Here is a 19533-nt window from a genome sequence, read left to right as displayed (position 1 = left end):
CGAAGTATTCTTTGCTTCATCAGACCCCGTTGCATTTCATCCTTGAATTGGCCTTGTATTTCTGCGGCGTCCCTCATTCCAGATGCTTGCCATGACTTCTGTGGCGATCGCCTATGCCTTAGCCATGATTTTTCATGTATTCACATGGTTTATCGTTGGTGTTGTTATGACGCCCACTTTTATTCTCTTAGGCTTAGGTGGGGGCTGTCTGGCAATTAACTTCATCGCGATTTATATCCAAGTGCGTCATCGCAGTAACGCGATCGTGCCTCAGCAACTATCCATTGCCAAGTAGTCAAGTTGCGAATTTCATCCATTTTCGATTGGTTTTCGATCAGCCAAACTTTTGCTTTATGTCGTCAATCGCAGCATAAAAAGCAGGGGCATCTCCCCAGCCAAAATAGCCGCTATACAAACACTTAGCTTGGGCATCGGCTACAAATACATGATCGACACCCAAAAGGTTTTTCCAGAGGCTTAGGGTTAAGCCCTCTTGTAGGGGAATGAGGGGCTGGGCTTTGAGAAAATCATGGGGGCGAGCATCGGTAATCGGTAATGCGTGCAAAAAACGAATGATTTGAGCTGCAAGGTCTGTGGAGGGAGGGAGTACTTGAGGATTGAGCCAAAACGAACGAATGGGCTCCGCCACTTGTGGGTGATTTTTTAATTTTGCGTGAGAGATACCAGCTAAACGGACAAAGGTGGCACGCTCAAATTTGGTACATTCTACCGATACAGTGCCATCACTACCGTCACCGATATCGCTGGCAACAATTAATGTGGGGATCTCAGATGCGATCGCTTCGGCAATGGGTCGGCGGTTTGTCGCTAAGCCCTTCGCAATGAAAGGAAATGTACCCAGTGGGTCAAACACCCGCCCCAGATCGGAACCACCCACAGGTGAGCCAACCAGTACCAAACTATGAACTTTCGATCGCCATTCTGGATGGCGGTTGAGTAGTTCTAACCATAACAAACCACCCAAAGAATGCCCCACAATTCTAATTGGTGCGTTGGGATGACTAGAGATTACTTGGCTAGCCATGCGATCGAGCTTAGCGATGAGCGGATCGATGCTCAGCCATGTTTGCAGCCAACCCAGATCGGGATTGGTTACTAGGGTTTGTGGTGTTGCCAGAGTCTTGGCAAGCAGCGCGATCGCTTTACAGTCATCAGCCCAACCATGTTGCGTAAACAGGAGAAAATCAGGGGTCATGGATCCAGTTACGAGTTAACTGATTTTATTATTCCCTGTTTGACAAGACCTGCCCGTCGTTGCACGATCTATCTTCTGATTCTGACGCCTCGATACATGATGGCACTATCATCGGGGTCAGGTGTCTGTTTTTTGGATGATTGCGAGCCATCTACCACAGCTTTTGAAGCATTAGGAGCGTTTGCAACCGTAGGAGAGGAAGCTACATCTTGCAAGACCATTTGATTTGCTAAGCGTTCAATGGGTTCTTGGATAAAGGTACAACCCAAAAGCCCTGTTACACGCGCAGTTAACAGCACCAAGTTTTCACCTGTGAGCCTAGGTAAGACATCAACCGCCCCACGACGTAATGCCCAACTATGCTCTATGTCTTTGATGCGATCTTGGCGCGGGTTAAACAAAATCACCTGTAACGCAACTTTTTTTTTCGTAATCCATTGACATACGGAGCCTGATTGGAGTGACTCTGCATTGGGATTCTTAATCCCCGTATCCATTAAAAGCAAATCAGGCAAGTTATTACTTCGAAGAAGTTGCTCAAGTCTCTCAACTAGATCGACATTTGCCATGTCCCAAATTACATCAACCCCCTGATGTGTAAGTGAAATCTGCCAAATTTTTCCTTGATCTTGATCGAGGTGAGTCATTAAGACAGTTCGCTTTAGTTCAGCCATGGGATTAAATCACTTACTAACGGCGATTGCCGAAAATCTTAAAGAAGGGATGGGATAGCTATTCTATATCGCTCTTTCCAACTTCGTTTAATGCAAGGTTAAGCTTTTTATAGATCTAGTTTTGTACCCCATTTAACAATTTAAGTGATTTATATAACTGAATTAAAACCAATGATAAGTTGGAGTTTATCGACATAAACCCAAAATAATCAAGCAACTTCATCGCCTTTCTAGTAATTTACGCAACTCATTGGCTGCTTAAGCATACTTCCCTAAAATTTAGATCGTAGAAATTTCTTTTTCTTTCTCGACCGTGATTTGCTCAATTTTCTTGGCATACTTGTCTGTTAGCTTATCAACTTGATCTTGCAACTTTTTCGATTCATCCTCAGAGATTTCCTTGGACTTTTCTTGCTTGCGAATTGAGTCGATCGCATCACGACGGACGTTACGCACTGAGACTTTGCCTTCTTCGGCAAGCTTTGCCACAGTTTTGACTAGCTCTTTACGACGCTCTGTGGTTAAAGGCGGAATATTTAAGCGAATACTACTACCGTCATTATTAGGGGTTAAGCCCAGATCCGACTCAGCGATCGCGCGTTCGATCAACCCCATCGCTGTGCGATCGAACGGCTGAATCATAATCGTGGTTGAATCAGGCGTAGAAATATTTGACAAAGACTTTAAGGACGTAGGCGCACCATAATACTCAACCGAAATTCGATCTAGTAACGAGGCATTCGCACGCCCAGTCCGCACACTATTAAAGTTATGTTGCGTGGCTTCTATTGCCTTTTGCATCCGCGATTCAACTTCAGTTAACTTCACAACTACCTCCGACATATGTTCCAATAGATTCTCCCATGACAGCGCGGCGAATGTTACCCGCAACACCTAGATCGAACACAACGATCGGAATATTATTCTCTTTGCACAGCGCAAACGCAGTTGTATCCATGACCTGAAGGTCTTGAGATAGGGCATGGGCATAATTAATACTTTGATAACGCTTGGCATCGGGATTTTTCTTAGGATCGGAGTCGTAAATGCCATCAACTTTTGTGGCTTTAAAGATTACATCCGCATTAATCTCAGCGCCACGCAGCGCAGCAGTTGTATCGGTTGTGAAAAATGGATTGCCAGAGCCTGCCCCAAAGATGACGACCCGCTTGGTTTCTAAATGACGAATTGCCCGACGACGAATGTAAGGCTCAGCCACTTCTTGCATGGCGATCGCGGTCATGACCCGAGTCGGTACAGGCTCATCCAATTGCTCTAGCGCATCCTGTAAAGTCAGCGCATTCATGACCGTGGCAATCATGCCAATGTAATCGGCTGTGGCTCTATCCATACCCTTAGCTGCACCATTGATGCCTCGAAAGATATTGCCACCGCCTACGACGATCGCAAGTTCAACACCGTCACGCACAATGTCTGCTATCTCTAGCGCGATCGTTTGCACAATTTCGGGGTCAATGCCAAAGCTGCGATCGCCCATTAACGCTTCTCCACTCAGTTTCAGTAGAACACGCTTGTACTTGAGGTTATCCATGTTGATTCCTTCCATTGCCAGAGAAATTGTACTTGTTAGCAAAGTAGACGCATTTCAACGCTTGTGCTGTTCCTACGGCAAATGGCGTAACTTGTAGCAGTTACGATCTTCAATGTCTTCGTATTAAAACGCCTTTGTTAGTAACCAGCAAAGGTTTGACCTCAAAACTTGCCAGCTAATTCTTTCAATGGATGCAACAGACGACTTAGCAGAAAAATTTACCCTAAGCAGGGCAAAACCTATCAACCTTGCTGATCGATCGCAACTACTTAAAGAAACCAAAGTTTAAGCTGGCTCATCAATTGCATACAACTCTGCACCTGTGAGGTTTGTCCCGTTTAAATTTGCTCCATTGAGATTTGCCCGCAAAAGGTTCGCACCGTTGAGATTTGCTTTATATAAATTGGTCTTACTGAGATTGGCACCATCTAGGCTAGCTTTATCTAAAGTTGCCTCAGTTAAAAAAGCACCATTGAGGTCGGCATCTTTAAGATCGGCACCATTTAGATCGGCATTACTTAGGTTTGCCCCATCTAAATTAGCTTTAACCAATAGGGCGCTGCATAGAGTCGCCCCATATAAATTAGCATTAGATAGGTCTGCTGAACTTAAGTTGGCGCGATCGAGCTGGGCATGACTTAAACTAGCTTCGGTGAGATTTGCTCCTTCTAAGTTTGCCCCCACTAGCTTAGCGCCATCTAAATTTGCCCCTTTCAAAAAGGTTTCGGTGAGATTTGCTCCTTCTAAATTTGCCCCGACTAAAAATACACCGCTTAAATTTGCCCCACTTAAATCAGCGTTACTCAGATTGCTACCATTCAGGTTAGCCCCTGTCAAATCAGCATCTCTTAGGTTTGTCTTGCCTAGATCTGCACCATGTAAATTTGCCTTAATTAAGCTCGCACCACTCAGATCGGCATCACATAAATTTGCATGACTGAGACTGGTTCTGAACAGCACAGCATTATGCAGAGAGGCAGTCTGGAGGACGGCACTATTGAGATTGGCACAGGAGAAATTTGTTTCTATCAGACTAGAATTGGCAAGATTTATGCCCGCTAAACTTGCACCAGTCAGGTTTTCACGACTGAGATCTATCCCTGTAAAATCTCTATCTCCCTGCTTATACTTTTCTGTGATTTCGCCAGCTTTCATTGCTCCTCAGTACCACCTTAAATGTGCTTAATTGTTACTGTCCGAATTTCGCGGTTACCTAGGATGACTACTACCTAAATAACGTCAAAACAAACTTTAGATTAAATAAATACTTGTAATGTCTAGGCAGACGATCTGTCTGTAGGTAAAATCGCGCCTGTGAGATTTGCCTCATCTAGGTTAGTCCATAGAAGGAATGCACCTTTAAGATTAGTCCATAGAAGGAATGCACCTTTAAGGTTAGCCCCGGTTAAGCTTGCTTTGCTGAGGTTAGCGCGATTGAGATTCGCTTTACTCAAGTTTGCACCATTCAAATTGGCTTCATCCAAATTTGCCCCGGTTAGGTTGGCTTCGTGGAGGATGGCATTGTGTAAGTTAGTTCTAATCAGCAATGCACCTCTCAAGTCAACGCCACTTAGATCGGCACCACTAAGACTGGCACCCATGAGGTTAGCCCCACTCAAATTGGCACCCGCTAAATTGGCATTGGTTAAATTAGCCCCATTGAGGTTAGCCCCACTCAAGTTGGCTTTCATCAAAAAAGCCCCTGTTAGGTTTGTCCAACTCAAATCGGCGTCTACAAGACTCGATTCATTTAAATTTGCCGAACTTAGATCGGAACCCACGAGATTTGCCCGATTTAAATTGACGCCTAACAGATTTGCCCATCCCAGATTGGCACGGCTTAAGGTACTACCGCTTAAATTGGCACCAATTAGATCGACAGCATTGAGATTTGCAGCATTGAGAATAGCGCCACTGAGATCGACGTCATGTAACTCAGCCCCCGTCAGCGTTGCCTCGCTCAAGTCGGTGTTAACGAGAGAGGCTTGGCTTAAATTGGCACCGCTTAAGTTGGCGCGAATGAGTAAAGCTCCCGTAAGGTCAGACAAGCTGAGGTCTGCCCCAATTAAACTTGCCTCGACTAAAAAAGCCCCTATTAATTTTGTATTTGCGAGCAATGTACCATTCAGACTAGCGCCCGTCAGACTTGCTAGGCTGAGATCGGCATTTTTTAATGAAGCACTATCGAGAATTGCCTCATTTAGGTTTGCCGCAACTAGGTAAGCATCATCAAGCTTGGCTCGTTGTAAATCGGCTTTGATCAAAAAAGCTGATGTCAGATTGGCTTCACTCAAGATTGCTTCGACCAAATCCGCCTGATTTAGGTCAGCTCCGTTGAGAAAAGCACCCGTAAGATTTGCCTTACTAAGGGCTGCACCTGTTAGCGTTGCATCTGACAGGTTTACCCTTTTAAGGTCAGCACCCTTGAGGTTTGCACCTGCCAAGTTTGCTCTAGTTAGGTTTGATTTATTTAAGTCTGTAAAATTCACGCTTGCCTCATCCAAGTTGATCTTGAGTAGAACACCCGTGCTAACAGATATGGCTGCGGCTTAGAATGTCGCGTGCGTAGCGGGGGTGATGTTTTCCCCTTTCAACCATTTGCCCTCATTAACTAGAATACATTAGACTGCTGAAGGGGCAACTAGCTTGCAAGATTTGGCTTAGTCGCTTGGCTTTGATGTTGGTCTTCTAAAATGTAGATAGGAGAATCCGTAGTGCATCACACATACCGATCGCAAAGACCTACTTATGCTTAAAAGACTTCCTAGGGAGTAAAACTTTGCAGCATTGGCTGTTTTATTTATCGAGTCATAGATGGTAACCACAGAAAATATCGTTTCAGAACAGGTTGTCGGTAAAGTTTATTTGGTTGGAGCTGGTCCTGGAGATCCAGGGTTAATGACGCTCAAGGGCAAGGCACTTTTAGAGCATTGTGATGTTGTGCTCTACGATGCCTTGGTAAGCCCAGAAATTTTGGCGATGGTTAACCCGCGTGCTGAAAAGATTAATGCTGGGAAACGCCGTGGCAATCACTCTCTATTGCAGGCAGAGACGACCCAATTGATGATTGAAAAGGCACAGGAATTTGCGATCGTGGTGCGCCTTAAGGGCGGTGACCCCTTTATCTTTGGGCGTGGTGGTGAAGAGATGTCAGAGTTACGGGCGGCAGGAATTCCCGTTGAGGTTGTGCCTGGTATCACCTCTGGCATTGCTGCCCCAGCCTATGCAGGGATTCCCCTTACCCATCGGGACTATAGCTCGTCAGTGACATTTGTCACAGGACATGAATCTGCGGGGAAATATCGTCCTAATATCAATTGGGGAGCCGTGGCGCAAGGCTCAGAGACGATTGTGATCTATATGGGGTTGCACAATTTGGCTGAAATTGTCAACCAGTTGACCCATGCGGGGTTGCCGATCACAACACTGATCGCCCTGATTAGGCAAGGAACTCGTGCCGATCAGTCAGAATTAGTTGGTACACTAGGCGATATTGTCGAACAAGTCACTGAAACTGGCTTTGCCCCTCCCGCGATCGCCGTGATCGGTCGTATAGTTGCCTATCGACAGTGTTAAACTGGAATATTGTGAAAGATCTGAGGTTGACTGGCTCATGAGCACTGGTGAAGTCGAGGTAAAAATTACACCTACTACAGCTGTAAATACAAAACGGTTAGAGACACAAATCCAAGACATTTTGGAAGCCGTCCATGCGACGGAAGCTTTTATTGCTGGCATGGATTTTGTGGAATTTAGCGCTGACCAAAAAACGATTTTTGCTGTCGAGCGGTCATTGGGTATTATGGGGGCAACTTCAAAGCGTTTGCCCATCTCTTTTTTAGATAAATACCCCGCAATGAACTGGCGGCGCATTATTGGCATCGGCGAGAGCCTGACATTTGGCTATTTGGAAGTGGATTTACAAACCCTGTGGGAAATTACACAACAGGATCTTCCTACCCTAAAGAAATTGATCGAAACAGTACTTGAGGAGATTTCTACAGCGAGTTAAAGCTGTTCTCTATCCCTATATATCTGAATCCCTTTACGTGACATATATCTGAGCTGTTGGTCGTTAATGATGCCAGCATCGATCGGTCTTAGATTGGTGAAAAAATAGTGAATCAACCTTTGCTTCCGTAACGGCTGGGCAAGAAGAGCGTCTAGCACCAGTGTGGCAAATTTACCCTTCGTAACATATAATTTGCAAGCAGCTTATCAAGCATAGTTCTAGAAAATCAGTCTAAGAAATCAGCGCAAATTATGGCAGAGGTTACTTTTTTTAATGCCCTACGCGAGGCGATCGACGAAGAAATGGATCGCGATCCCACAGTTTACGTGATGGGTGAAGATGTAGGCAAGTACGGTGGTTCGTACAAAGTCACCAAAGACCTCTACAAAAAATATGGTGAGCTTAGGCTTTTAGATACGCCCATTTGCGAAAATAGCTTTACTGGTATGGCTGTCGGGTCGGCAATGACAGGCCTGCGCCCAATCATCGAGGGGATGAATATGGGTTTCTTACTGTTGGCGTTTAACCAAATTTCTAACAATGCGGGCATGTTGCGCTATACCTCAGGCGGCAATTTCAAAATCCCGATGGTAATTCGCGGACCTGGTGGGGTTGGCAAAAACCTTGGGGCAGAGCATTCGCAACGTCTAGAGGCTTACTTTCAAGCAGTTCCTGGGATCAAGATTGTCAGTTGCTCAACGCCCTACAATGCTAAGGGTTTGCTCAAGTCAGCAATTCGTAATGATAACCCTGTGCTCTTCTTTGAGCATGTTTTGCTTTACAACCTCAAGCAAGATTTACCTGATGAGGAGTATTTGGTTCCGCTGGACAAAGCTGAGATCGTTCGTCCCGGTAAAGATGTCACGATTCTTACCTACTCGCGGATGCGCTATCACGTAAACAAGGCGGTAGAAACCCTTGTCGCAAAGGGCTATGACCCTGAGGTGATCGATCTGATTTCGCTCAAGCCTTTGGATCTAGAGACAATCTCAACCTCACTGCGTAAAACCCATCATGTCGTGATTGTCGAAGAAGACATGCGTTGCGGCGGCATTGGCGCAGAAATCATCGCCTCGATCAATGACAACTTCTTTGATGAACTCGATGCACCTGTGGTGAGATTGGCATCTTTGGATGTCCCAACTCCCTATAACGGTACTCTTGAAAACCTCACAATCGTTCAACCTGCCGATATCATCCAAGCGGTTGAAAAATTGCTGGGATAAAGCCAAAAATCGTAAATGAGCAGGGGTAATGGAGACATACTCTTGGTAATTAGCAGTTAGCTTTCAAGAATCGCTAGCTGCTAATTGCTAACTGCCTCTTGCATAATGGATAACCAATAACTCTTCACTGGCGACTTAAATTTCATGGATTTCCAATCGGTCATTTTAGCTTTGCAAAAATACTGGAGCGATCGCGGTTGTCTGATCGCTCAACCCTACGACATCGAGAAAGGGGCGGGTACGATGAGTCCCCATACATTTTTGCGTGCGATCGGACCTGAGCCTTGGAATGTTGCCTATGTAGAGCCTTGCCGCCGTCCTACGGACGGTCGATATGGTGAAAATCCCAATCGACTCCAGCACTACTATCAATTTCAGGTGTTGCTAAAGCCTTCCCCCGATGACGTACTGCAACTGTATTTGGACAGTCTCAAGTTTTTGGGCATAGACCCCAACGACCACGATGTGCGGTTTGTCGAAGATGACTGGGAGTCTCCTACTTTAGGGGCTTGGGGTGTCGGCTGGGAAGTTTGGCTGGATGGGATGGAGGTCACCCAATTTACCTATTTTCAGCAAGTGGGTGGGTTAGATTGTCGCCCTGTCTCTGCGGAAATTACCTATGGTCTAGAACGCTTGGTGATGTATCTACAGGGAGTTAACTCCATTTTTGACATTACTTGGCAATCTCATCCGCAATTTGGCGACATCAAGTACAGGCAGGTACACCACCAAAACGAAGTCGAGCAAAGTGCCTATAACTTTGGCAAACTGGGGCAAGACTCAGATTTACTGTTTCGGTTGTTTGCGCAGTACGAACAGGAAGCTACTCAGCTAGTTGGTTCTGAACTCGTATTACCCGCCTTTGACTATGTGTTGAAGTGCTCGCATACCTTTAACTTGCTGGATGCAAGAGGGGTAATTTCGGTAACGGAAAGGGTGCGATATATTGCCCGTATTCGCAATCTTGCGCGACAGGTGGCTAAGTTATACCTTGCCCAGCGAGAAGGTATGGGCTTTCCTTTGGGTGCGGTTGTTTCCGTGTAATTGATCTCGATCACAAGCATGGTTGATCGAGATCACAGGTGATCGGTGAGTTTTATCACCTCGCGCGATCGCCAAGTACCGCATACTAATTTTCACTAGCGACGTATCTACAAATTTTTTTTCCCGCAGGGTGTGACCTGCGGGATTTTGCTTTTATTAAGGTCGTTTTCAGAATTGGTAGCGATCGCCTGTTTAGCGATGACAAACTAGGCTGCTTTGAAAGCGCTCAGTAAAAACTTGACTTTACTCAGCCAGCAGCAGATTAACCGATATCTCGCTCGGCTTGTCCGTGACTATACAAATTTTTCAAATCAGATCCCCCCATCAAATCTCCGTGATTTCAGCTTACCCATCAAAATCTAACTTCGTATCATCCTTACTTAGATCGTAATTTTAATCAGAAGCGATCGCAAAAACGAGCTGTTCTAATCGAGGGAATCTGTATAGGCTATATCTACTTTGCTGTGAGGGTTATGCTGCCAATCAACGTCGGGCATTCGTTCAAATGCTTGCCGTAGAGATACCTCCCATTGTTTGCGGATTTTGACCAAATAGGGATCTCCCAGCCTTAAGGTAAGACGGCGCTTGGTTTCAAAGGAATCGCGATCGTAGGCAATCAAGTTAATTGGGGGGCCTACCGAGATATTTGATTTCATGGTTGAGTCAATCGAAAGCAAAGCGCATTTGGCGGCTGCCTCGATCGAGGTTTCAAAGGTTAAGGTTCGATCTAAAATCGGCTTGCCATACTTGGTTTCGCCAATCTGCAAAAAGGGGGTTTCTTTGGTTGCCTGAATGAAATTCCCTTGGCTGTAAACCATATACAGTTCGGGTTCTTCACCTTGAATTTGACCGCCAAGCAACAGGTTGCATTGCGCATCGATGCCGTCTTTTTGTAACCAAGGACGATTTTGCTCTTGCATCGATCGCACCTTTGACCCGACATACTGAGCAATTTCATACATGGTAGGCAGGGTATGTAAGTTGCTTTCAGCTTGGGTTCTAAGATCTTTGTTGAGCAGGTTTAACACACCTTGCGTGATCGACAAATTGCCCGACGTGCAAAGAATCAGGACGCGCTCGTTTACCCAAGTAAAGTCAAACAACTTTTGGTAGGTAGACACATAGTCAACCCCTGCATTCGTGCGAGAGTCCGCTGCAATAACTAGACCAGAGCTAGTAATAATTCCAAGACAATAGGTCACAAAGTTGAGGTTGGGTAGGTGAATTTAGTGAAATCAGTCAAGTTGTTTCAATATTATCGGTTGCGAGAATATCCTCACCGCTTAGAATTAGAGTAAAACATTTGGAGAAACTACTGAATGCAACTTGTCGCACTTCAGAGCTTATTAGATAACGCTGCTTTTGCCATCTTATTTATTACCATGTTGGTCTACTGGGTCAGCGCGGCTTTCCCAAATATTCCCCATCTCCGTGCTTGCGGTACGGCTGGCATGGCGATCGCCAATTTAGCGATCGCGACGTTACTAGGAGCACGTTGGATTGAAGCAGGCTATTTCCCGCTCAGCAATCTCTATGAGTCCCTCTTCTTTTTGGCTTGGGGCATCACCACCATGCATATTATTGTCGAAAGCATGGGGCGCAAAAATATTCACGGCAAACACTTGATTGGGGCATTTACCTCCCCAGTGGCAATGGGCATTACTGCCTTCGCAGCCTTGACCTTACCAGAAAACATGCAAGCTGCCGAACCCCTCGTACCCGCACTCAAATCGAACTGGTTAATGATGCATGTTACGGTCATGCTCCTCAGCTATTCGGCTTTGATGGTGGGAAGTGTATTAGCGATCGCTTTCTTGATCGTCACGCGGGGCGAAAACATCGTGCTGAAAGGCAATTCCCTAGGCACAAATGGTGGCAGAAGTATCAAGGACATGAACACCTTGCCAACTGAGCCATTTATGGCGATCGCCTCATCAAATAACGGTTCTAACGCGATTAGTTCTGCTAGCACAGCGACATGGGTACTAGAAACTCCCACCAAAGCGAGACAACCCCTATCGATGCAAAGGCTAACCCTAGGCGAAACCCTCGATAATCTCAGCTATCGTACGATCGGTCTGGGTTTCCCTTTGTTAACCATTGGCATTATTGCTGGGGGCGTTTGGGCAAACGAAGCTTGGGGCTCTTACTGGAGTTGGGATCCTAAGGAAACTTGGTCGTTGATCACTTGGTTGGTATTTGCTGCCTATCTGCATACCCGCATTACCAAGGGATGGCAGGGACGTAAGCCTGCAATTCTCGCCAGTTTTGGCTTGGTCGTGGTCTGGACTTGCTACCTCGGTGTGAATCTATTGGGTAAGGGCTTACACAGTTATGGATGGTTTCTCTAGGGTTCTTGTGCAATTCGCTACGATTGCTCTCAGCCGCATGAAAATTTTTCAAATGCTTTACTATGATTGAATCGCTTTCAATGTAGCAACAATGAGTCAAGTCCTAACTTTAGAACTTAGTGATGATGACTACGCCGAGATCAAACTCAGATCTGAAATCGCAGGTGTCCCGATCGCGGAGTGGGCAATTGCTTCTCTCAAAAAATATACGCAGACGAGTAGTGCGCAACAAAAAACTAAAATCAGCAAAGACTTAGCCCGTCAACGTTTTCGCCGTCACGCTGGGGCAATATGTCTTGGCACTGCCACAGGTGCGGATAATGAAAGCATTGATGCTGACCTAGCTAAAGCCTATGGTTATGAAGTTGGAGAAATAGCCTAGTGTTGTTTCTCGATACGTCAGGCTTACTATGCTACGTCCACGCTAGTGAGCCACAACATGCGATCGCAGTTAATTTTTTCGACGATGCAAATACTTATCTAACCCATAGTTATATTCTGGCTGAATTTGTCGCGTTAGCTCAAGTGCGAAACTTTCCCCGTAGAGAGGCGCTTGCGTTCGCAACAGATTTACTAGAACATCCTGATATTAAAACAGTATGGGTAAAGAAGATTTACATCAAGAAGCGATTGACCTTTTGAGAAATCGTTTAGATAAAAACTATTCATTATGTGATGCAGTTAGTTTTGTCTTGATGCGATCCAAAGGTGTGATTAAGGCTCTGACTACAGATCGTCATTTTGAGCAGGAAGGCTTTGTGCGATTACTGACAGGCTAAGTCAGACAAGAATTTCAAGATTCCACCTTTCTACATACAGAGCCATTTAGTTACATTCTAGAAACAATGCTCAATGTAAACTTCTGGGAAAATCCTAGCCACGATCGCAAGTAAGAATAAACCATGTTGTTAGAAGTCCAAGATCTCACCGTTAGCTACAATGCCTCGTTACCTGCCGTCGATCGCGTTTGCTTGCAATTAGCAGCAGGGGAAAGTTTGGGACTTGTGGGGGAGAGTGGTTGTGGTAAGTCAACGATCGGGCGATCGCTGATTCAACTCCTGCCTGAGGGGACGCAAACTTCTGGCAAGATCAGCATCAACGGCGAAGAGCTTGGCGAGGAAAGCCTCGACCACCCCAGTATCAACTGGCGCGGCGAGCGCATTGCCCTAATTTTTCAAGATCCGATGACGCGGCTCAACCCCTTGATGACCGTTGAAGCCCATGGCATCGAAATGTTGCGATCGCACCTGCCCAAGATCTCCTATCAAGATGCCCAACAGCGCCTCAGCGACACACTCAGATCTGTGCGCATCGATCCCAGCCGAGCCAATCAATATCCCCACGAATTTAGTGGCGGCATGCGGCAAAGGGTAATGATTGCTTTGTCTCTATTGCTCGACCCAGTTTTGTTGGTGGCGGACGAACCCACGACCAGCCTCGATATCACGGTTGCAACGGAAATCTTGCAAGAGCTAACGGTTTTGCGCCATAACCGTTCTATGGGTCTATTGTTGATTACCCACGATTTGGGATTGGTTTCGCAATACTGCGATCGGATCGCGGTGATGTACGATGGCTCGATTGTAGAAACAGGCACGGTAGACCAAATCTTCCGCAATCCCAAGCATCCCTACACGCAAAGCTTGCTGCGATCGGTCATTCACTTCAAGGTAGACAACGAGCAAGAACCCGAAAGTTCCAAGCCCGAATCTCAAAAGACAGAATCTCAAAAATTAGAATCTTCGGAAGTCGAACCACAGCAAGATTCTCAAGCCGTTCCTCCTCCCGAAACGCACGAAGTTGTCCATGAGCCTACTAGCGAAGTTGCCCGTGAAGAACAGAACGAACCAAACGAAACTGGTAGCGAACTTATTGGTGAGGCACAAAATGAAATTCCCAAAGAATCGGGCAGTCTAACGATTTACAAATCGAACAACGCATTGATGGGTGAAGTCATCAGCCTTTCAGCTCCTACGAGAAAATCTTTGCTCAAGGTTCGCCAACTTACCAAGCATTACGTCACAGGTGGAAACTTTGTGGCGCGGTTGTTCGATCGCTCCGTAGGTCTAGTCAAAGCTGTAGATGGCATCGATCTCGATATCTTCCCTGGGGATATTTTTGGCATTATCGGAGAAAGTGGATCGGGCAAAAGCACCACAGGTAGAGCGATTTTGCAATTAATTCGTCCTGACTCTGGCTCTGTTTTAATGAATGGTGTGGAATTAACCAAATGCAAGGGTGAGGAATTGCGCCAGATGCGATCGCAGATGCAGATGATCTTCCAAGATCCGCGTGCCTGTCTCAATCCGCACATGAGTATTTTTAGAAGTGTGGCGGATCCGCTCTTGATACACAAACAAGTTAAGGATTTAGAAGCGGCAAAACCTCGCGTTCTCAAAATCCTAGAAAAAGTGGGATTGAACAGTCAGTTCGGCGATCGCTATCCCCAAGACCTCTCGGGCGGTCAATTGCAACGGGTGGCGATCGCCCGTGCTCTGATTACAAATCCTAAATTTCTGATTTGTGATGAGCCCGTTAGTATGCTCGATGCCAGCATTCAGGCGCAAGTGCTGCAACTGATGCTAGATCTCAAAAAAGAGTTTAATCTTACATACTTATTCATTACCCACGATCTGGCAGTGGCACAGTATTTTTGTACGCATATTGCCGTGATGCGGCGAGGCAAAATCGTCGAGCAAGGTACGACTTCTGAAGTTCTGGGGCATCCTCAGCACGAATATACCAAAGCCTTGCTCAGTTCCATCCCTCGCATTCCCGTTCTCAATTAGTTAATGCCTAACCCATCTCTAGATTCTCAATTTCTCCATCCCGATCGCCACAATCGTGAGACCCTGCGACAGTTAGGCTATGCCTTTGTAGACTTGATTACCGATGCGGTGATCGATCGACAGGATCGGGCATTTGTAAAAGATGAATCGCCATTCCAGATCGATATTCCTAACCACGGAACTGCATCGACAGATTTATTATTGGAATTGCGATCGCAAATTTTACCCCGTGCCTTAAATTTGCAGAATCCTCGGTACATGGGACATATGGACAGCGTGCCCTTAGCGATTACGATTTGGGCGGATGCGCTGACGGCGGCACTCAACAACAATATGCTCAGTCAGGAACTCGCGCCTGTATTTACACAGCTCGAAGCGCAATTGGTGACATGGTTCGGGAAATTATTTGGGCTAGGCGATCGCGCGTTTGGTACGCTCACCGCAGGCGGCAGCCTCGCCAATATTACGGCAATGCTCTTAGCAAGGAATGCCAAACAGCCTACGAGTCAAGACCTTGGGGTGAATTCCCGCACAAATCACAACCTTGTTGCTTTTGTCTCTGATGCTGCCCATACTTCCTTTGACAAAGCCATGAATGTGATCGGTTTGGGGCGAGAGAACTTAATTCGCGTCACGACCAACGATCGCGGCGAGATCGAACTTGAGGCATTGGAATCTGCGGTGCAACAAGCGATCGCTCAGGGAAAACAACCTTTCTTTATTGCGGCGATCGCGGGAACGACGGTTACGGGTGCGATCGATAATATTGCGGCTGTGGGTGCGATCGCGCGTCAATATGACTGCTGGTTCCACATTGATGCTGCCTATGGTGGCGCGGCGATTTTCTCACCGCAATGGAAGTATCTTTTAAATGGATGTGATGCCGCTGATTCGCTCACCTTCAATCCGCAAAAATGGATGTGGGTATCTCGCACCTGTGCCATGCTGCTGGTCAAGCAAAAGCAAGATCTCGTCAATGGGTTTAAGATGGAATTGCCCTATATGGCTGATAATTCCCTAAATTTTGGCAATATCAATTTGCAGGGAACCCGACGCACCGACAGTCTGAAGCTTTGGCTTGCCCTGCGATCGCTAGGTCTCAATGGCTATGCAGAATTGATCGATCGCTCCATGGCTCATGCCGTCGCATTCCGTCAATGGATTGATGCTTCTCAAGAAACGGAATTGGTTTGCGAACCGACGATAAATCTTGTTTGCTTTAAATCGCATAACCCTGCTATAAGTAGTGCCGCCCTACGTCAAAAATGGATTGATGCCGAAAAACTTTGGCTTTCTTTGCCTCTATGGAAAGGCGATCGAATTCTTAAAGCGGTGATTCTCCATCCCCATGCTACATGGTAAACCTCTATGAAAGTACCAGATTTGCCAGACAATGAAGCTTTGCGTATTGCCACACTGCGATCGCTCAACATTCTAGATACAAAGCCCGAAGAACGCTTTGACCGACTCACCAGATTAGCAAAGCGGCTATTTGGAGTCCCGATCGCTTTGGTCAGTCTAGTGGATACAAATCGCCAATGGTTTAAATCTTCCCAAGGTTTAGAAACAACCGAAACATCAAGAGAAGTATCCTTTTGTGCCCATACTATTCTAGGTGACGACGTTTTGATCGTGAATGATACTAAGCTTGATGAGCGCTTTTACGACAACCCTCTAGTTACAAATGAGCCAAAAATACGCTTCTATGCTGGAGTTCCGCTCGTCATCCCTAATGGTAGTAGGCTCGGTACGCTATGTTTGATCGACCAAGATCCACGGACACTGAGTGATGAGGATCTAGAACTACTGCGCGATCTAGGACATATCGCCGAACAAGAACTTGCTGCAGTTCAACTTGCAACAATGGATGAATTGACGCAATTGTCTAATCGGCGGGGATTTATAGCCTTGGCTCTTCATGCATTAAATCTGTGCAAACGGTTGCATAAGCCTGCCTCATTATTCTTTTTTGACTTAGATTTATTTAAAGAAATTAACGATCGCTACGGACATGCTGAAGGCGATCGCGCCTTGATTGGTTTCAGTAAAATCTTAAAAGAGGCCTTTCGTGAGTCGGATGTAATCGGTAGGCTGGGTGGGGATGAGTTTGCCGTGCTCTTAACCAATACCGATCTCACAGAGAGTCAACTGATTTTAAATCGCCTCGACCGCATCCGCGCAGACTTTAACAAACAGGAAGCGCGTGGTTACGATATTTGTTGCAGTGTCGGCGCGATCGAGTTTGATGCCAGCCGACATCAATCCATTGAGGATTTGTTACAAGAGGCAGACCAGCTCATGTACGTCCAAAAACAAACAAAGCGAACCAAAGCAGCATCTTGAAAATCGCTCTAAAACCTTCACTTCCTCAACTGTGAATGCGGGTTTGACTTCCAGACAGTTGCCATTGCAACATTTCCACACTAGTTGCGGGCTCAAAGCAGGTAAAGCCCTGACAGACTAGGGCAATGGTATCGGGTGAGGGTAAGTCGTCGGCAATTTTGAATAGGGTTAAGGGATGGTATTGCTGCTGTAATTGGGTGTATTGCTCAGCCCTAGTGCGGACTAAGGTATGGTTGCGAAACCAGTCGAGGGCAGTTAGCAGGCTCGGACAGGCAATCGGACTATTCACGATCGCTTGACCAAAGGTTTTTAAGGCAAATTCGGCTTTGTTTAGGTACTCAAGATTTTCTGTTAACAGAGCCAGGCGAATTAAATTGGCGATCGCGATGCCATTGGGCGATGGTGTGGCATTGTCTTGGTAGCTGCGTTCGCGCATTAACAATTCTTTGCTGCGATCGCTTGCGGTATTGAAGTATCCACCCGACTTGCGATCCCAAAAATAGCGATCGAATTCTGCTTGCAAATATTCGGCTTTTGCCAGATAGCGATCGCCTAGCTCAGGGCAAGCTTGCTGCAAATCGATCAGCGCTTTAATTAACAGTGCGTAGTCCTCTGACTGCGCCGATACCAGAGGGTGACCGTTATAGTTGAGCCGTTGCAGGCGATCGTCTACCCATTGGGTTTGCAAGATAAAGTCAGCGGCATTCACTGCTAATTGTTTGTAGAGATCTTGGCGAAATACGCGATAGGCAGTTGCCAAACCCGAAATCATCAGAGCGTTCCAAGCTACGATCATCTTGGTGTCGGTAACAGGTGGAACTCGTCCTGCCCACTCGATCGTTTTGACATCCTCTAAGCTGCGTGCCACTGGAAAAGCATCCGTAGGACGAGAATATTCCCCATAGCGACAACGAAACAGGCGTTCGAGACAGGTTTCCACCATCCCAGACAATTGTCCAGAATGACGACGCTGCAAAACATTTAAGCCCTCAAAGTTACCATTCGCTGTAATCGTAAAGGCTTCCATCAACGCTTGCAGTTCGGAGTCACTGAATAGCTTTCGCAACTCTCCATAGCTCCAAACCCAAAACTTTCCTTCTTTGCCCTCGCTGTCAGCATCTTGAGAGGCATAAAAATAGCCCTCCTCTGTCAACATTTCCCGTTGCAACCAAGTCGCTGTTTTTGCGATCGCTCGTTCTATGGCGGGTTCGTGCAAGCCCGAAGCCCATAGATTTGCCAAGTACTCCACGATCTGCCCGTTGTCATAGAGCATTTTCTCGAAATGGGGAACTGTCCAAGTAGGGTCAACGGTGTAGCGATGCCATCCCCCTGCGACGTGATCGAAAATGCCCCCCAAGGCGAGATCTAAGCCGCGTTGCCTTGCTTTGGCTTGAAGTTCGTCATTCAAGGCTTCAAATCGACTAGCTCTTAGTACCAAATCGGCATAGGGAATCATGGGGAAGCAAGTCCCCTGCGTACGGCTGACTACAACTTCGGCACATTTGGCAATTCCTGTAAATAGGGCATTGTCGTTGAGGGTCGGTACGGAACTCAGTTGATTTACGGCAGTGAGGTTACTGATAATTTGACCTTTAAAGGTTTGAATCTCTTGATACCGCCCTCGATAAATTTGGACGATCGACTGGAGAACCTTTAAAAATCCCGGTCTGCCGTAGCGAGGCTCGATCGGAAAGTATGTCCCACCAAAAAAAGGCACGAGATCGTCTGGAGCCAGAAACAAATTCAGCGGCCATCCCCCTTGTTCGCCCATGATCTGAATTGCTTGCATATAAATGCTGTCAAGGTCTGGACGTTCTTCGCGATCGACTTTGATCGCCACAAAATGAGCGTTCATATAATCGGCGATCATGCTGTCTGAAAATGCCTCATGCTCCATCACCGTACACCAGTGACAACTGGAGTAGCCAATCGAGAGAAAAATCGGCTTGTCCTGCGATCTCGCCTTCTCTAAAGCCCGATCGCCCCAAGGATACCAATCGATCGGGTTTTCAGCATGTTTGCGTAAATATAGGCTTTGAGATTGAGCGAGATGGTTGGGCATGACATGACCAAGTAGCGTTGCGATAAGGGTGAATTAAATATTGTTTTCTAAAAACTGCGTTGCAGCTCTTTTGAAAGGCCGCGCTAGGCACGGCTCAAATCCCGATCTGTGGCAATTTCCACGGAAATTGGGATAAGGATTGAGGATGAAAGGGGCGATCGCGCCTGAACCTAGAGGTTACATTAATTATTCATTATGCTAAATTTTCCGCATCAGAAATTCTCGGCAATGTTGGCAACCTCGTCTCTTTAGAGCGAGGTGGAA

General features: G+C 46.4%; 18 protein-coding genes and 1 pseudogene. 11 read left to right on the top strand and 8 right to left on the bottom strand.

Going from position 1 to position 19533, the window contains the following annotated elements; genetic code table 11:
• The first annotated feature begins 82 nt into the window (after nt 1-82).
• Nucleotides 83-295, top strand: coding sequence for a hypothetical protein (locus V2H45_RS19735; RefSeq protein WP_330485396.1), 213 nt, complete (start codon nt 83-85; stop codon nt 293-295).
• Between the two features lie 39 nt (nt 296-334).
• Here V2H45_RS19735 and V2H45_RS19730 read toward each other — a convergent pair whose 3' ends face one another.
• The 6 genes from V2H45_RS19730 to V2H45_RS19705 form a co-directional block, all read right to left on the bottom strand.
• Nucleotides 335-1216, bottom strand: coding sequence for a serine aminopeptidase domain-containing protein (locus V2H45_RS19730; protein ID WP_330485395.1), 882 nt, complete (start codon nt 1214-1216; stop codon nt 335-337).
• Between the two features lie 68 nt (nt 1217-1284).
• A complete protein-coding gene (locus tag V2H45_RS19725; protein WP_330485394.1) occupies nt 1285-1890 on the bottom strand; it encodes a hypothetical protein in 606 nt (201 codons plus the stop codon).
• Nucleotides 1891-2169: 279 nt separating this feature from the next.
• A complete protein-coding gene (gene frr, locus V2H45_RS19720) occupies nt 2170-2733 on the bottom strand; it encodes a ribosome recycling factor (RefSeq protein ID WP_408648841.1) in 564 nt (187 codons plus the stop codon).
• Nucleotides 2705-3442 (bottom strand): UMP kinase, encoded by a 738-nt coding sequence (gene pyrH / locus V2H45_RS19715; RefSeq protein ID WP_330485392.1) that lies wholly within the window; start codon nt 3440-3442, stop codon nt 2705-2707. The genes frr and pyrH overlap by 29 nt, the downstream gene beginning before the upstream one ends.
• A gap of 285 nt (nt 3443-3727) precedes the next feature.
• On the bottom strand, nt 3728-4597 hold the full coding sequence (locus V2H45_RS19710) for a pentapeptide repeat-containing protein (protein WP_330485391.1): 870 nt from the start codon (nt 4595-4597) through the stop codon (nt 3728-3730).
• 122 nt (nt 4598-4719) lie between these two features.
• Nucleotides 4720-5946: a pentapeptide repeat-containing protein gene (locus V2H45_RS19705; protein ID WP_330485390.1), complete on the bottom strand. Its 1227-nt coding sequence runs from the start codon at nt 5944-5946 to the stop codon at nt 4720-4722.
• A gap of 310 nt (nt 5947-6256) precedes the next feature.
• On the opposite strand from V2H45_RS19705, the gene cobA reads away from it, so the two are divergent.
• The 4 genes from cobA to glyQ all read left to right on the top strand — a co-directional run bounded on the left by cobA (nt 6257) and on the right by glyQ (nt 9724).
• Entirely contained in the window at nt 6257-7018 is a 762-nt protein-coding gene (cobA, locus tag V2H45_RS19700) for a uroporphyrinogen-III C-methyltransferase (RefSeq protein ID WP_330485389.1), read from the top strand.
• 37 nt (nt 7019-7055) lie between these two features.
• Nucleotides 7056-7454, top strand: coding sequence for a HepT-like ribonuclease domain-containing protein (locus V2H45_RS19695; protein ID WP_330485388.1), 399 nt, complete (start codon nt 7056-7058; stop codon nt 7452-7454).
• 251 nt (nt 7455-7705) lie between these two features.
• Nucleotides 7706-8680 carry an alpha-ketoacid dehydrogenase subunit beta gene (locus V2H45_RS19690; protein WP_330485387.1) on the top strand — a complete coding sequence of 325 codons (975 nt, stop codon included), beginning with the start codon at nt 7706-7708 and terminating at the stop codon, nt 8678-8680.
• A gap of 144 nt (nt 8681-8824) precedes the next feature.
• A complete protein-coding gene (gene glyQ, locus V2H45_RS19685) occupies nt 8825-9724 on the top strand; it encodes a glycine--tRNA ligase subunit alpha (protein ID WP_330485386.1) in 900 nt (299 codons plus the stop codon).
• A gap of 425 nt (nt 9725-10149) precedes the next feature.
• Here glyQ and V2H45_RS19680 read toward each other — a convergent pair whose 3' ends face one another.
• Nucleotides 10150-10926, bottom strand: coding sequence for a proteasome-type protease (locus V2H45_RS19680; protein WP_330485385.1), 777 nt, complete (start codon nt 10924-10926; stop codon nt 10150-10152).
• 117 nt (nt 10927-11043) lie between these two features.
• Here V2H45_RS19680 and ccsB point away from each other — a divergent pair, with 117 nt between their 5' ends.
• The 6 genes and pseudogenes from ccsB (at nt 11044) to V2H45_RS19650 (ending at nt 17207) form a co-directional block, all read left to right on the top strand.
• The gene (gene ccsB / locus V2H45_RS19675; RefSeq protein WP_330485384.1) at nt 11044-12075 is read left to right on the top strand and encodes a c-type cytochrome biogenesis protein CcsB; all 1032 of its coding nucleotides are present in this window, start codon (nt 11044-11046) and stop codon (nt 12073-12075) included.
• Nucleotides 12076-12166: 91 nt separating this feature from the next.
• Nucleotides 12167-12457 carry a hypothetical protein gene (locus V2H45_RS19670; protein WP_330485383.1) on the top strand — a complete coding sequence of 97 codons (291 nt, stop codon included), beginning with the start codon at nt 12167-12169 and terminating at the stop codon, nt 12455-12457.
• Nucleotides 12457-12854 (top strand): annotated as a pseudogene (locus V2H45_RS25695) (type II toxin-antitoxin system VapC family toxin). The gene V2H45_RS19670 and the pseudogene V2H45_RS25695 overlap by 1 nt, the downstream one beginning before the upstream one ends.
• Nucleotides 12855-12977: 123 nt before the next feature.
• A complete protein-coding gene (locus V2H45_RS19660; protein ID WP_330485381.1) occupies nt 12978-14864 on the top strand; it encodes an ABC transporter ATP-binding protein in 1887 nt (628 codons plus the stop codon).
• 3 nt (nt 14865-14867) lie between these two features.
• Nucleotides 14868-16226, top strand: coding sequence for a pyridoxal phosphate-dependent decarboxylase family protein (locus tag V2H45_RS19655; RefSeq protein ID WP_330485380.1), 1359 nt, complete (start codon nt 14868-14870; stop codon nt 16224-16226).
• 6 nt (nt 16227-16232) lie between these two features.
• Nucleotides 16233-17207 carry a GGDEF domain-containing protein gene (locus V2H45_RS19650; RefSeq protein WP_330485379.1) on the top strand — a complete coding sequence of 325 codons (975 nt, stop codon included), beginning with the start codon at nt 16233-16235 and terminating at the stop codon, nt 17205-17207.
• A gap of 25 nt (nt 17208-17232) precedes the next feature.
• Here V2H45_RS19650 and V2H45_RS19645 read toward each other — a convergent pair whose 3' ends face one another.
• On the bottom strand, nt 17233-19269 hold the full coding sequence (locus V2H45_RS19645; protein ID WP_330485378.1) for a thioredoxin domain-containing protein: 2037 nt from the start codon (nt 19267-19269) through the stop codon (nt 17233-17235).
• Between the last annotated feature and the right edge of the window lie 264 nt (nt 19270-19533).

The sequence above is a fragment of the Tumidithrix elongata BACA0141 genome (genome assembly GCF_036349135.1).
Lineage (GTDB): Bacteria > Cyanobacteriota > Cyanobacteriia > Pseudanabaenales > Pseudanabaenaceae > Tumidithrix > Tumidithrix elongata.
Note: the sequence above shows the minus strand (reverse complement) of the source record. Positions and strands in the feature narration are given on the sequence as shown.

What these genes read in the sequence shown, in the direction of transcription:
- V2H45_RS19735 (WP_330485396.1), top strand. Translation starts at nt 83, where the DNA reads ATGCTTGCCATGACTTCTGTGGCGATCGCCTATGCCTTAGCCATGATT.
- V2H45_RS19730 (WP_330485395.1), bottom strand. Translation starts at nt 1,216, where the DNA reads ATGACCCCTGATTTTCTCCTGTTTACGCAACATGGTTGGGCTGATGAC.
- V2H45_RS19725 (WP_330485394.1), bottom strand. Translation starts at nt 1,890, where the DNA reads ATGGCTGAACTAAAGCGAACTGTCTTAATGACTCACCTCGATCAAGAT.
- frr (WP_408648841.1), bottom strand. Translation starts at nt 2,733, where the DNA reads ATGTCGGAGGTAGTTGTGAAGTTAACTGAAGTTGAATCGCGGATGCAA.
- pyrH (WP_330485392.1), bottom strand. Translation starts at nt 3,442, where the DNA reads ATGGATAACCTCAAGTACAAGCGTGTTCTACTGAAACTGAGTGGAGAA.
- V2H45_RS19710 (WP_330485391.1), bottom strand. Translation starts at nt 4,597, where the DNA reads ATGAAAGCTGGCGAAATCACAGAAAAGTATAAGCAGGGAGATAGAGAT.
- cobA (WP_330485389.1), top strand. Translation starts at nt 6,257, where the DNA reads ATGGTAACCACAGAAAATATCGTTTCAGAACAGGTTGTCGGTAAAGTT.
- V2H45_RS19695 (WP_330485388.1), top strand. Translation starts at nt 7,056, where the DNA reads ATGAGCACTGGTGAAGTCGAGGTAAAAATTACACCTACTACAGCTGTA.
- V2H45_RS19690 (WP_330485387.1), top strand. Translation starts at nt 7,706, where the DNA reads ATGGCAGAGGTTACTTTTTTTAATGCCCTACGCGAGGCGATCGACGAA.
- glyQ (WP_330485386.1), top strand. Translation starts at nt 8,825, where the DNA reads ATGGATTTCCAATCGGTCATTTTAGCTTTGCAAAAATACTGGAGCGAT.
- ccsB (WP_330485384.1), top strand. Translation starts at nt 11,044, where the DNA reads ATGCAACTTGTCGCACTTCAGAGCTTATTAGATAACGCTGCTTTTGCC.
- V2H45_RS19670 (WP_330485383.1), top strand. Translation starts at nt 12,167, where the DNA reads ATGAGTCAAGTCCTAACTTTAGAACTTAGTGATGATGACTACGCCGAG.
- V2H45_RS19660 (WP_330485381.1), top strand. Translation starts at nt 12,978, where the DNA reads ATGTTGTTAGAAGTCCAAGATCTCACCGTTAGCTACAATGCCTCGTTA.
- V2H45_RS19655 (WP_330485380.1), top strand. Translation starts at nt 14,868, where the DNA reads ATGCCTAACCCATCTCTAGATTCTCAATTTCTCCATCCCGATCGCCAC.
- V2H45_RS19650 (WP_330485379.1), top strand. Translation starts at nt 16,233, where the DNA reads ATGAAAGTACCAGATTTGCCAGACAATGAAGCTTTGCGTATTGCCACA.
- V2H45_RS19645 (WP_330485378.1), bottom strand. Translation starts at nt 19,269, where the DNA reads ATGCCCAACCATCTCGCTCAATCTCAAAGCCTATATTTACGCAAACAT.